Annotated in this window: 21 protein-coding genes and 1 pseudogene; 18 read left to right on the plus strand and 4 right to left on the minus strand. The window is 71.5% G+C overall.

Annotation, left to right across the window (positions count from 1 at the left end; translation table 11 throughout):
• Positions 1 to 194: hypothetical protein (locus E1166_RS31630; protein WP_207914533.1), on the minus strand; the 194-nt coding region annotated here is incomplete at its 3' end.
• Between the two features lie 291 nt (positions 195 to 485).
• On the opposite strand from E1166_RS31630, the gene ssd reads away from it, so the two are divergent.
• Together ssd and E1166_RS25990 are read left to right on the plus strand one after the other, a co-directional pair.
• Positions 486 to 1,586 (plus strand): septum site-determining protein Ssd, encoded by a 1,101-nt coding sequence (ssd, locus tag E1166_RS25985; protein WP_132342574.1) that lies wholly within the window; start codon positions 486 to 488, stop codon positions 1,584 to 1,586.
• Positions 1,583 to 1,813, plus strand: a pseudogene (locus E1166_RS25990) (pilus assembly protein CpaF); the annotation flags it as partial. The gene ssd and the pseudogene E1166_RS25990, both read left to right, overlap by 4 nt.
• Before the next feature lie 12 nt (positions 1,814 to 1,825).
• Here E1166_RS25990 and E1166_RS25995 read toward each other — a convergent pair.
• The 3 genes from E1166_RS25995 to E1166_RS31195 all read right to left on the minus strand — a co-directional run bounded on the left by E1166_RS25995 (position 1,826) and on the right by E1166_RS31195 (position 4,236).
• Complete coding sequence (locus E1166_RS25995) at positions 1,826 to 3,274, minus strand: recombinase family protein (RefSeq protein WP_132342576.1); 1,449 nt, start codon at positions 3,272 to 3,274, stop codon at positions 1,826 to 1,828.
• On the minus strand, positions 3,271 to 3,681 hold the full coding sequence (locus tag E1166_RS26000) for a hypothetical protein (RefSeq protein WP_132342578.1): 411 nt from the start codon (positions 3,679 to 3,681) through the stop codon (positions 3,271 to 3,273). Before E1166_RS26000 ends, E1166_RS25995 begins: the two co-directional genes overlap by 4 nt.
• A gap of 156 nt (positions 3,682 to 3,837) precedes the next feature.
• The gene (locus E1166_RS31195) at positions 3,838 to 4,236 is read right to left on the minus strand and encodes a helix-turn-helix transcriptional regulator (RefSeq protein ID WP_165944431.1); all 399 of its coding nucleotides are present in this window, start codon (positions 4,234 to 4,236) and stop codon (positions 3,838 to 3,840) included.
• 221 nt (positions 4,237 to 4,457) lie between these two features.
• On the opposite strand from E1166_RS31195, the gene E1166_RS26010 reads away from it, so the two are divergent.
• From E1166_RS26010 to E1166_RS26085, 16 genes are all read left to right on the plus strand, one after another.
• Positions 4,458 to 4,709 carry a helix-turn-helix transcriptional regulator gene (locus tag E1166_RS26010; RefSeq protein ID WP_132342582.1) on the plus strand — a complete coding sequence of 84 codons (252 nt, stop codon included), beginning with the start codon at positions 4,458 to 4,460 and terminating at the stop codon, positions 4,707 to 4,709.
• Positions 4,706 to 4,891, plus strand: a complete 186-nt coding sequence (locus E1166_RS26015; RefSeq protein ID WP_132342584.1) for a hypothetical protein — start codon at positions 4,706 to 4,708, stop codon at positions 4,889 to 4,891. The genes E1166_RS26010 and E1166_RS26015 overlap by 4 nt, the downstream gene beginning before the upstream one ends.
• Positions 4,892 to 4,967: 76 nt before the next feature.
• Positions 4,968 to 5,381, plus strand: a complete 414-nt coding sequence (locus E1166_RS26020; RefSeq protein WP_132342586.1) for a hypothetical protein — start codon at positions 4,968 to 4,970, stop codon at positions 5,379 to 5,381.
• Complete coding sequence (locus tag E1166_RS26025; protein WP_132183097.1) at positions 5,378 to 5,728, plus strand: hypothetical protein; 351 nt, start codon at positions 5,378 to 5,380, stop codon at positions 5,726 to 5,728. The genes E1166_RS26020 and E1166_RS26025 overlap by 4 nt, the downstream gene beginning before the upstream one ends.
• Positions 5,725 to 6,048: a hypothetical protein gene (locus tag E1166_RS26030; RefSeq protein ID WP_132342588.1), complete on the plus strand. Its 324-nt coding sequence runs from the start codon at positions 5,725 to 5,727 to the stop codon at positions 6,046 to 6,048. The genes E1166_RS26025 and E1166_RS26030 overlap by 4 nt, the downstream gene beginning before the upstream one ends.
• Entirely contained in the window at positions 6,045 to 6,206 is a 162-nt protein-coding gene (locus E1166_RS31200; RefSeq protein ID WP_165944432.1) for a hypothetical protein, read from the plus strand. The genes E1166_RS26030 and E1166_RS31200 overlap by 4 nt, the downstream gene beginning before the upstream one ends.
• Positions 6,203 to 7,555: a hypothetical protein gene (locus E1166_RS26035; protein ID WP_132342590.1), complete on the plus strand. Its 1,353-nt coding sequence runs from the start codon at positions 6,203 to 6,205 to the stop codon at positions 7,553 to 7,555. The genes E1166_RS31200 and E1166_RS26035 overlap by 4 nt, the downstream gene beginning before the upstream one ends.
• On the plus strand, positions 7,552 to 7,905 hold the full coding sequence (locus E1166_RS26040; protein WP_132342591.1) for a hypothetical protein: 354 nt from the start codon (positions 7,552 to 7,554) through the stop codon (positions 7,903 to 7,905). Before E1166_RS26035 ends, E1166_RS26040 begins: the two co-directional genes overlap by 4 nt.
• Complete coding sequence (locus tag E1166_RS26045) at positions 7,902 to 8,258, plus strand: hypothetical protein (protein WP_132342592.1); 357 nt, start codon at positions 7,902 to 7,904, stop codon at positions 8,256 to 8,258. The genes E1166_RS26040 and E1166_RS26045 overlap by 4 nt, the downstream gene beginning before the upstream one ends.
• 217 nt (positions 8,259 to 8,475) lie before the next feature.
• Positions 8,476 to 8,895 carry a hypothetical protein gene (locus E1166_RS32280; protein ID WP_243710519.1) on the plus strand — a complete coding sequence of 140 codons (420 nt, stop codon included), beginning with the start codon at positions 8,476 to 8,478 and terminating at the stop codon, positions 8,893 to 8,895.
• Positions 8,888 to 9,112 carry a hypothetical protein gene (locus tag E1166_RS26060; RefSeq protein WP_132342594.1) on the plus strand — a complete coding sequence of 75 codons (225 nt, stop codon included), beginning with the start codon at positions 8,888 to 8,890 and terminating at the stop codon, positions 9,110 to 9,112. The genes E1166_RS32280 and E1166_RS26060 overlap by 8 nt, the downstream gene beginning before the upstream one ends.
• Positions 9,109 to 9,306, plus strand: a complete 198-nt coding sequence (locus tag E1166_RS26065) for a hypothetical protein (RefSeq protein ID WP_132342595.1) — start codon at positions 9,109 to 9,111, stop codon at positions 9,304 to 9,306. Before E1166_RS26060 ends, E1166_RS26065 begins: the two co-directional genes overlap by 4 nt.
• Entirely contained in the window at positions 9,303 to 9,482 is a 180-nt protein-coding gene (locus E1166_RS26070) for a hypothetical protein (RefSeq protein WP_132342596.1), read from the plus strand. The genes E1166_RS26065 and E1166_RS26070 overlap by 4 nt, the downstream gene beginning before the upstream one ends.
• Positions 9,479 to 9,889 carry a hypothetical protein gene (locus E1166_RS26075; RefSeq protein ID WP_132342597.1) on the plus strand — a complete coding sequence of 137 codons (411 nt, stop codon included), beginning with the start codon at positions 9,479 to 9,481 and terminating at the stop codon, positions 9,887 to 9,889. The genes E1166_RS26070 and E1166_RS26075 overlap by 4 nt, the downstream gene beginning before the upstream one ends.
• Positions 9,886 to 10,299: a hypothetical protein gene (locus E1166_RS26080; protein WP_132342598.1), complete on the plus strand. Its 414-nt coding sequence runs from the start codon at positions 9,886 to 9,888 to the stop codon at positions 10,297 to 10,299. Before E1166_RS26075 ends, E1166_RS26080 begins: the two co-directional genes overlap by 4 nt.
• Before the next feature lie 80 nt (positions 10,300 to 10,379).
• Positions 10,380 to 11,136 (plus strand): hypothetical protein (locus tag E1166_RS26085; protein WP_207914535.1); only part of this gene is annotated, 757 nt, incomplete at its 3' end.

Below are 11,136 nucleotides of genomic sequence, written 5' to 3' on the forward strand. Positions count from 1 at the left end.
GAGGAGGTGGGGGCGGCCGCCGGTGAAAGCGGCGGGGTGTTCTGCCGGTACGGGTCGGGAGCGGCCTGCTGCCACCGGTCCCGGATGGGGTCGGCGTGCGGCGGTGGCTGGACCGGTTGGCGGGAGTCGGGCAGCCAGCCACCGATACGCAGGGTCGCGCCGATGGAAGGTGTTTCGTCGGATGATTTGGCCATGGCCCGTTTCGAGGGGGGTGCGAAGCCACTCCAAGTGGTGGCACTGGGAAACGATTATCCGGGGAAGGTTCTCCCCGTCGTCAATGGCCCTCAGGGTGAAACATGACCTTTGCTCACTGTCGGCGGGTCGGTAGCGAGCTGCTGTGACGCAGCGCTTAGCAGATCGTCGCCAAGCGTGGTGGTTGTCCACAGGTGGCGCCGTCGTCCACAGGTGATTGAGTCCGGTCGGCAGGCAGACGCCCACCGGGGCAGGGTCTCGGTCGACAACCGAGCCCGACTGCTGGAGGCGTGATGTCCCCGCCCACCACCGCACCACCGCGCCGACTGCCGTTGCTGGTCACCGCCGACGGCGGGCTCCTCGACGATCTGCTCCGGCTCGCCGCGGCCGGCGGCACCGAGGTTGAACTGGCCGCCGATCCCGCCGCCGCACGAGCCCGGTGGCTGCCCGCTCCACTCGTACTGATCGGCCACGATCAGGCGCAGGCGTGCCTGCGGGCCCGGCTGCCCCGGCGACCGCGCACCGTGCTGGTCGGCCGCACCGGCGAGATCAACCCGGGCTGGGAGATCGCCGAACTCCTCGGTGCCGAACACGTCGCCGCCCTGCCGGCCGCCGAGCCCTGGCTGGTCGACCGGTTCACCGAATACGGGGCGGACGCCGAGCCCCGCCGGCCGGCCCGCACGGTCGCGGTGCTCGGCGGGCGCGGCGGCGCCGGGGCCAGCGTCTTCGCCAGCGGGCTCGCCGTCACCGCCGCCCGGGCCCGGCTGCGTACGCTCCTCGTCGACGCCGACCCGCTCGGTGGCGGCCTGGACCTGGTGCTCGGCTGGGAGGAACTCGACGGCCTGCGCTGGCCGGCGCTCAGCGACGCCGACGGCCGGGTGGACGCCCCCGCGCTGGTGCGGGCACTGCCCAGCCGCGGCGATCTGGTGGTGCTCTCCTGGGACCGGGGCGATTTGCTCGCCCTGCCCGCTCCGGCGATGGCCGCCGCCCTCGACGCGGCCCGTCGAGGGCGCGACTTCGTCGTGGCGGACGTGCCCCGCCAACTCGACGACGCCGCCGTGGTCGCGTTACAGGCCGCCGACCAGGCGTACCTGGTCGTCCCCGCCGAGCTGCGAGCCGCTGCGGCGGCGGCCCGGGTGGTCACCGCGGCGGCACCGCACTGCGCGGCGCTCGGCGTCATCGTGCGTGGCCCCGCACCCGGCCGGCTGAAGGCCGTCGAGGTGGCCCGGGCGCTGGGGTTGCCGCTCGCCGGCACGCTCCGGCCCGAGCCGGCGCTGTGCCGAGGGCTGGAACGCGGTGAGGCCCCGGCCGCGGGCGGGCGCGGGCCGCTGGCCATGCTCTGCCGGCGTCTCGTCGGCGAACTGACCGGCCTACCCGTGGTGGGTGCGGCATGACCGGGCACCGCGACGACCTGTCGGCCCGGATACGCCAGCGCATCGCCGAGGACGTCACCCCGGTCACCAGCGCGGCGATCGTCTCCGCGGTACGCGCCGAACCCACCACCGCCGTCCTCGGCGACACCGCCGTGTTGCGGATCGCCGACCGGGTACGCGACGACCTCGTCGGTGCCGGGCCGCTCGCCCCGCTGCTGGCCGATCCTCAGGTGACCGACGTGCTAGTACGCAAACCACGGTCAGCGCCATTCGACCTCAACCCTGCCGGCCGCCGGCTGCCGGTAGTACGCCGCTGGCCGAATCCACACCTTCACCAGCACATCTCGCAGGGCGCGGTTCCGCTGCCCACCATCCATGTGCGGCCACAGCTCAATGAGCTTCTCGGCCAGCGACACCACCTGGTCCGGTGGCGGCGTGTCCGCCGTGGTGCGCGCTTGGGCGAGGGTCGCCAACAGTTGATCTTCGGCCGCCTGAAGGTCGGCCATCGTGTCCTCGTACGTCCGGTCGTCCATCTGCTCCCGGGCCCACCGCTGCGTCGTCCGAGCCTTGGCCTTCCGGGTCGCGTCGATCTCCCGGCGCAGCGTCTCCGCGTCCGCCCCAGCCCGCGCGGCCTTCGCGATGTGCGCGGCTCGGGCCGCGACGTTTCCACGCAGTTGCTCGATGCGTCGGCGTACTGCGGCCACAACCGCGTCTTCCACGTCGACCAGGCGCAGGTGTCCGCAGCCCGAACACGGGCTGGTCGACTCGAACTGGCCCCGGCAGTAGATGCCCGGTCCGGTGCGGTGCGGCCGGATGTTGGTGTGGCCCTTGCACACGTCGCATCGGCCGAGCCCGGACAGGCTGTACTTGGCGCTGAGGACCCGAGGATGCACCTTCCGGTCTGCCGCGATCCGGTCCTGTACGCGCCGCCAGGTGACGTCGTCGACGAGTGGGTCGTGAGCATTCGGAGTCTCGACGACGCCTCCCGCCCCGCGGCTGTGCACAATGCCGAGGTAGGTGCGGTTGGCGAGCATCCTCTTCATTGAGTTCGTCGCCAGCTTCGGATTGCCGGTGGCGACCTGGAGCCGACGGCGTAGCTCCCGGACCAAGGCACCTGCGGCGTAGTCGCGGAACACCTGCGCCACAACTGGGCCGAGCACCGGGTCAGGCACGAGCTGGCCACTGGGCCCACGCTGGTAGCCGGCCGGTACGCGGCCGTGGTGCCGGCCGCGCTCGGCCCGGCGGGCGATCGTGGCGGACCATCCTCGGCCGATCTCCCGTGACCGGTACTGGGCGATGTTGAGCAGGTTGATGAGCATCATCTCGCCGGCGGGCGTGGAGGTGTCGATGTGCTCGCACGCCGAGATGATGGTGACGCCCAGCTGGGACAACTCGCGCAGGAACAGCAGCGATTCGAGGACGTTGCGGCCGAACCGGCTCACGTCGTAGACGGCGATGGCGTCGATCTGCCGGGCTTCGGCCATGGCGCGGATCCGGTCGATGCCCTCACGTGCGAAGTGGGTGCCACTAACGTCGATGTCCTGGACGACGCCGACCTCCCGCATGCCGACGGTGGCGCGGCGCATGGCGGAGACCTGGACGTCGGGGCTGTGGAAGTCGTCGCCGCCGCGGCCCATGAGCGCGCTGACCCGGGCGTAGAGGAGGACGCGGCCGGGCCGGTCGGGGACGGATGCGAGGGGGCGGCTCATTCGTCAACGGGCATCAGGTGAGAGTGGGTGCGGCGGCCGTTGACGGCTCGGGCGGCGATCATCTGGCCGGACACCTCGCGGCGGTCACCGTACTCCGACACCTCGGACTCAATCCGACTGAAATGGTCGTCGACGTGGGCGATGATGCGCTCCTGGTTGGCCAGGATGCGCCGCTGGTTGTCGGCGAGGCTGTCGCGGATGTGGGCGCCGATGTACGCGATGAGGGCGATGGAGAAGGCGTTGACGAGCAGCCAGAAGGCGGGGTGAACGTGCACCTGCCCTGTGTAGTGAGCGCTGGCTGCGCAGACGACGACGAGAGCGATTGCCGGCACTGCCATGGCGAGCAGAGACCAGGCCTTCATGGGGCTCCAGCGTGACGACTGCGGTTCGATGTCGATTTCGGACATATGACGCATCCCCCAAAGGTGCTGGTGGTGCGCTGCCGGCGTCTCGCCCCCGTCGGTTGCGCCTTGAGTAGGTGAATGAACCTAACGATCACGTGATTATCCGGTAACCGTCTGCTCAGTTCAAGCATGCATGCAAACAGGTGATTGACTCGGCAATCAGCCGGCACGCCTAGAACGTTTGTACGAGCGGTAGGGGGCCACCAGGGCGGTAGCCAAGTTCTCCAGCGCCTCGCGCTTGTCGACGGGAAGGGGAGAGTTGGGGCCAAGGAGTCGTTCCAGCTCCACCACGACGGCCGGTCGCTGCCTGGTGGCTGGCGGCGCTGGCTTGGCGTCCTCAAGGTGGCCGGCGCGCGCGAGAAGGTCGAGTTCGGTCGTGTTGAGGGCGGGTGCCAGGCGGCGCAGGTTCATCACGCCGGGAAGCGACTCTCCGCGTAGCCAGCGCCCGATGAGAGATGCGTCGATGCCGGTGGCCCGGGACAGGTCGGCAGGCCGGGGCAGGCCGACTTCATCCATGCGGCCCGCCAGCCAGTCGCCGAACGAAACCCCGTCGCTCATGAGCAGGCAGTCTACTTGCATGCGTGCCCGCCCAGGTGGCCGGCGTGAGTCGCGTCGCTCGTCATAGCCCCTGCCTGCGGGTCTGCTATCCGGCGGTGCGTGGTGGGGTCGATCGATGTCAAAGGTAAGCATGCATGCAAGCGTAAGCGGGCATGCGGACACGCTCAAATCATCCGTTCGGATGACGCGACGTGCATGCATGCACGCGCTATCGTTCATGCATGCCCATTCCCACCCTCCCCGGCAAGGTCCGCTTCGACGAGGCGGAATTCCGAACGATCACCGATGCTCTGGGCTGCACCGATGACCGGCAGCGAGCGGCGGCCCTCGGCGTCTCCGAGTCCACCTACTCGCGCCTCGTCTCGGGCGAGATCGAGCCCGGCGAGCGAGTGATCCGAGCCTTCCTGGCCCGGTTCCCCCAGATCGATCCGCGGCGGGTGTTCCGCTACGACCCGAACGCGACGGCGCGATGAGCGCGCCCGCCGCGCCGCTCGACCCCACTTCGACCGAGGGCCGTCAGGTCGCCGCGCGGTTGACGCAGACCCTCGCGCAGATCGAGTGGGAGATCACGAATCGGACGCCTGCCGGCACCAGCCCGCAGCCGTCGCGGCCCAAGCCGACCCCGCCGCCTCAGCGGCAGGCACAGGCCGCCTGAACGAAGCGAGCCCCCGCCCGCAGCCACGGACGAGGGCTCAGCACCCGGACAACCCACCGCGAAGCAAGGAGTCCAGATGCAACACCAGACCGTACCGCAGACCACGATCAAGCAGAGCGACGCCACCGAGCAGCCGCAGCCGGACTACTGGCTGAACCTCGCCGAAGACATCCGCCAGGCCGCCGATCGGATCGCCTCCCTCACCGGCACCACCACCTACCCCGTCGACGTCCGGCTCACCGTCCTCGGCAGCGGCTCCACCCATCAGGTCGACCTCACGGTGCCGCTGATCGACCGGGTCGCCGCCGCGTTCGGCACTTCCGCCGCCGCCGACCACCGGCGCGAGGAGTACAGCGCTCAGGGTGTGGTCGGTCACCTGCGCATCTCGGCGTGGACCTGCATTCCCGCGCCGGAGGACCCGGAGAAGGCCGCGTTGCAGGCCCGGGTCGCCGAGCTGGAGGCACAGATCGCCGCCGGGGGTACCCGGTGACGTCGCCCTGGTCGAACCCGCCCCAGCTTCCGACCGGCCCCCGCGTCGACGACGACCCGACCGGCCTCTACTACGACCGCAACGACGTCGACGAGCAGCCCACCACCACCGGCACCCCGCCGGCCAGCGTGGACGGCTGGGCCATCAACGGCCGCGCCGCGATCACCGTGCAGCTCAAGCCCTGCTGCGGAGACGTGCTCGTCGGCGAGTACTGCGACTGCGCCGAGTTCATGGCCGGCCTGGACCTCGCCCCGGTCGTGCCGCTGCCCGCGTTCCCGCTGCGGGAGCTGGCCGAGCAGCACATCACCGCCGTCGAGTGGGACCGCCGCCGGCAGGTCGCGTCGTGACCGCCATCCTCGTCGCCCTGGTCGTCGCCGTCGTCGTGCTGCTGATCGCCCTGGCCACCGTCACTTTGCTGGCCTGGGCGTACGCCACCGCCCACCGGGACGCCTCCGCTGACCTGGCGGAGGCCCGCCAGGACCTGCGTACCGCTCAGCGGGTCGAGCGGCAGCTGCGTGCGGAGCTGGCGGTGGTGCGGCGTCTCGCCGAGCTGCGCGCGGTCGCTTCGGCCGCCCTCGCCCCTGACGCGCTGACCCCCGACTGGTGGTCGACCGCGGCGGACATCGCCGGCCTGCCCACCTGTGACGACCCGGGCGGTACCCGGTGACCGCCCGCGAGGTCCTGGCCGCCCTCATTCACCGCGGCCCGGCCGTCGAGCCGGAGCCCGACGACATCGAGCAGTGGGTTGCCGACCTCGGCCGCCCCGACGAGGCCCCCGAGCCGCAGACCGACAGCACCGAGCCCACCCAGGGAGCCGAACAGTGACCGCCCTGAAGACCCGCAAGCCCACCGGCCGCGTGCCATGGCCGCTGATCCTCATCGAGGGCGGCGAGAAGGCCGGCAAGTCCTGGGCCTGCGCCCAGTTCAGCACCAGCAAGCGCATCGGCCAGATGTACTGGATCGACCTCGGCGAGGGTGCCGCCGACGAGTACGGCGCCATACCCGGCGCGAACTACCTGGTTGTCGAGCACGACGGCACCTGGGCGCAGATCCAGGGCGCTGTCGACGCCGTCAAGGCCGAAGCCGCCCGCGCGGCTGCCGCCGGTGAGCCGCCGGTGGTGCTGGTCATCGACTCGATGACCGCCGAGTGGGACCTCCTGAAGGACTGGGCGTCCGACAAGGCCCGCCGCCGCCACGAGTTCAAGGTCCGCAAGTACAACGCGAAACCCCTCGGCCCGGACGAAGAGCCGAAGATCAGCATGGACCTCTGGAACGAGGCCGGCGCTCGCCACCGCAAGCTGATGACCACGCTGATGACCTTCCCGGGCATCGTCCTGCTGACGGCCCGCGGTAAGGAGGTCGCCGCGCTCGACGACGCCGGCAAGCCGATCGAGCGGCAGCGCGAGTACCGGGTCGAGGGGCACAAGACGCTCGGCTTCGACGTGTCCTGCTGGATCCGGCTGGACCGGTCGAAGCCGGGGACGGTGATCGGTGTCCGGTCGGTGCATGTCGGGATCCGGCCGGGCTACGACGACCCGATCGAGCTGGCCCGTGACTGGTCGATCGAGAATATCGTCTTCGACACGCTGCAGTGTGCGCCGGCTGAGGCACACGTCCGGGATCTGACGCCGTTGCAGCCGTCGGAGCCGGACGTCGAGCCGACACCGGTCGAGGACCGAATCGACCAGCACGGCGGCTGGGAGGGCATCGCTGGCGCTGCCCAGCGGCGGGCCGCCCGTCCAGTCTCGGGGCCGCCGGCCGCGCTGTCCGCCGCCGCCACAGGTCTGCTGGACGACCTCCGCCAGGCCACCGACGAGACCGGCCTCCGTCGGGTGTGGCGGGCCGCCGTCGCGGCCGACAACGAGGGCCGCGTCAGCAAGGCCGAGGCCGAGCATTTCCAGGCCCAGTGGAAGGCCCGCAAGGCGGAGCTGTTCCCGCCGGAGCCGAAGAACCCGGGCAACGACCCACAGCGCCGCAAGATGTTCGCCCTGCTCGGTCAGGCCGACATCACCGACCGGGACGACCGGCTTCGGTACGTCAGCGACATCGCGGGCCGCACGGTGGCCAGCACCAACGACCTGACCGACGACGAGGTCCAGGCGGTGCTTGCTCGGCTGGAGTCGTACATCGCGCAGAACACTCCGCCGGCCGAGGACCTGGGGGCGGCGTCGTGATCCTGCCTGACTGCACGATCTGCGGCAGCAACGTCGTGACCAGCTTCAACGGCGGCGGCCCGGTCGAAGTGTGCACGGGCTGCGGCAACGCGGCCCGGCCCATCACCGCGCCGATCAACCTGGCGGACCTGCGCGAGCAGATCGCCACCGTGGTGGAGGCCCGGCCGAAGCTGTGCGACGCCTGCGTGGTCAAGCGGTGCACGGCGTGCGAGACGGCCGGATGCGACTGCCCCCGGCCGCGGCACCCGCGCCGCCCGGCCGGCGACCTCACCCCCGCGGGCATGGCCCTCCTCGCCGACGAGCAGCAAGGCCACTTGGAGCCCGCTGAGCTGACCGGAGGAACCCGATGAAGCTCTACCACTTCACCTGCTCGGACGCCGCCCGGCTGATCGAGCGCTGCGGACACCTCCTGCCGTACCCGCAGGTCCAGCTCGACGGCCGGAAGCTGGTGTGGTTCACGGACCTGGAAGCGCCGAACCGCGCCACGCTCGGCCTGACCTCCATCCGGCTGCACTGCGACCGGATGGAGTACCGGGTGACGGTCGACGTGGACGCGATCCGGTGGGTGCAGTACGCCCGCCAGTTCACGGGCCGGGACCGACGGCGGGCGCTGTCGCTCAACGAGGCCCCCGGCGCGCTTCCGCTGCACTGGCTGGTGCTGGCCGAGCCGGTGCCCGTGATCGCGGTGGAGCGTGCTCGGTGAGCTACGGAGACCCGTACTACGGCGGCACCGAAGAGGTCGAGCACGTCTGGGTGAGGCCGCCGTCACCGGATTGCCCGGACTGTCGGTGCTGCACCACGCCGCTGTGCACCGCAGCCAAGGCCAAGGGCATGCCCTGCTGGGCTGTCGTCGACGGCGGTCCGGACGTGATGGACGTGTCTGGGTGCCCGTGCGCGCCCATGGCCGGCAGGAGCCAGTCGTGAGCCGCCAGGATCTGGGTGCCGCGAACGGTGGTGTCGCCGTCGAGCCGGGCCGGTGCGCGTGCTCGCACCTGGAGCCCCTGCACCAGCTGGGGCCGAGCGGCCGGACCCGGTGCCAGTACCGCGGCTGCGGCTGCAAGCGCTACGCCGAGTTCAGCGCCCGCCGCGTCGTTCGCTTCCCCGGGGTCGGCATCCAGCCGGCCCCGGGGCCCCGGCCGGTCCCCGCCGACCTGGACGCGATCGGCGACCGGTACACGGACCTGCTGGAGGCCCGGGAGCGCGGCGACCAGACGACGGCCGACCAGCTTGCTCACGCCTGCGCCGACGACATCCCCGCCCTGCGCGAGGAGATCCACCGGGTGGAGCTGCTCCGCCGCGAGCTGGCCGCCGAGCTGGACCGGGTGACCGGCCATGCCTGACCGCCACCAGCTGCACGCCAGCTACTGCGACGGCCACCAGAAGCGGCTCTACGGCAGCCGCAACGACGCCAAGGGCGCGATCCGCCGGCAGCACGACAAGGGCATGAGGGCGTACCTGTGCGAGTTGGTGGCCGGGCACTGGCACATCGGCCACCTGCCGAAGGACGTGCTGAAGGGCCGGGTCACCGCCGCCGAGATCTACGGAGGCCGGTCGTGACCCGCCGTCGCCGTGGCCGCCAGGTCGCCACCCACCCGTACACCCCGTCCACCTTGATCCCCGCCGACCACAACGGCCTGAAGCCGTGCATCTGCGGCCGGGCCAAGGCCAACCAGGCCCACGACCAGACCGTGCCACCCGAGGTGGATGCCGCGCAGGCCGAGCACCGCCGCCGGATCGGAGACGACCTGTGATCGGCCAGTGGATCGGCGCGAGCATCCTGCTCGGCCGGCCGGTGCCCGTCGACGGCCCGTACCCGCACGTCTGCCGCCTGGAGACGACCGGACGGATGACCGGCGTGTACGTCCGGATGGACCGGCGGGACTGCGCGGCGTGCGCTACGGCCCGCACGGCGGGAGGCGACCGATGACGCCCGACGAGTACGCCGATCGGCTCGCCGAGGTCGGCGCCGAGCTGGTCGTCCGGGTCCGCGACGAGGGCCCCCAGGACAACCGCACCTGGCTGCACACCGCGCTCCCCGAGCAGGCCGACCGTGAGGCGCTGCTGTACGTGCTGGCCGCCGCGGTGCCGGACGACCGGCCGTGGGTCGACCTGACCGCCTGGGCGGGTGAGCGACGGCTGAAGCCGCACGGCACGCAGGCCGCCGCCGCCCGGCACCGCTACCGGAGGGAGGAGCTGTGCGACGAGTGCCGGGACGCCGAGCGCGTCCGGGACAAGCTCCGCAAGCGAGCCCAGCGGGCCCGTGCTCGCGCCCGCGCCGCGACCTGCACGACCAACCAATCCGCCACCACAACCGAGGAGAACCGAGCCGCATGAAATTCCAGCGCACCGACCTCATCAAGCGCGTCCAGGCCGAGATCGGCCGCCGCATCCTCGCCGCCGAAGAGGCCAACACCAAGGCCCGCGAGAAGACCGAACGCGAGCGTCAGGAGTACGTCGACCGGACCGCCGACGAGTGGCGGACCTTCGTCGGCAACATCAACGCGGCGCTCGACGCCGGCCGCCCGGTGACCTCCGAGGACTGCCCGAAGGTGCTGAAGGACGGATGGATGGACCGGGTGCAGCTGCGCCCCGCGGAGCGGTGGGAGCCGCCAACGGAGCGGGTCCCGGACACCGCCGCCCTGACCACCCTGCTGGACCTCTTGGAGGCCGCGACCGATGACGAGGTGACCACCTCGTCGCTGGAGCGGATGGGCTTCCGCACTGCCCAGCTCTTCCGCCGCTGACCGCGCTGGCCGGGCCTCACTTCCCCGGGGCCCGGCCAGCCACCCCAGATCCGACCGCACAAGCGTCAGGAGTCCGACCCGTGGGTGCACGCCTCGTCTCCCTGGTCCTCGCCAGGTGGACCCACCTTCCCGACCGGGCCTTCCGCGTGGTCGTGAAGATGGCGCTCACCGCCCTCGACGAGGCCACCGACAAGGTCCCCGCGGCTACCTACTTCGGCGGACGCGACCCGCTCATCGCCGTCCTGCGCAACGAGCGCGGCGGCGACCGCGACACCGCCGACCGCACCCTGAAGCGCGCCATCGGTGACCTCATCAAGGATGCGGCCATCGAGCGCGTCTCCGCCGGCCGCGCCGGGAAGAACGCCGTCTATCGGTTGACTCTCCTGAACACCCCCCAATCCATCGGTCAACGTCTCTGCACCGTGGAAATCCAGGGGGACACCCAGAGTCCCCCTCAGGGGGACACCAGCGGTCCCCTTCAGGGGGACACCGGGTGTCCCGAATGGGGGACCGCTGGTGTCCCCCCTAGGAACCACGACGAACCAGAAGAGGACCCACAAGAGGAAGTAAGGCGCGACGTCCTCCCGGTCGACCAGTCCGTAGACACCACTGGGGGCACGCTGCCCCCAGACCCCCTGCGCCCCGGCGGCCCTTCGGGCCACCGGATCTCACCGGCAACCGAAACCTCCGCCGAGGAACAGCAACCACCTCAGCCTGCGACCGCAACTCACGACCGCGCGCGCGAGGACGACCCCGCGCCCGCTCTCCGCCTGATCCACGGCAACCCCGACGCGACTCCCACCACCGATGACCGGGCCAGCCTGTTCCCCGCCGCCG

This window comes from Micromonospora sp. KC213 (assembly GCF_004348325.1).
Lineage (GTDB): Bacteria > Actinomycetota > Actinomycetes > Mycobacteriales > Micromonosporaceae > Micromonospora.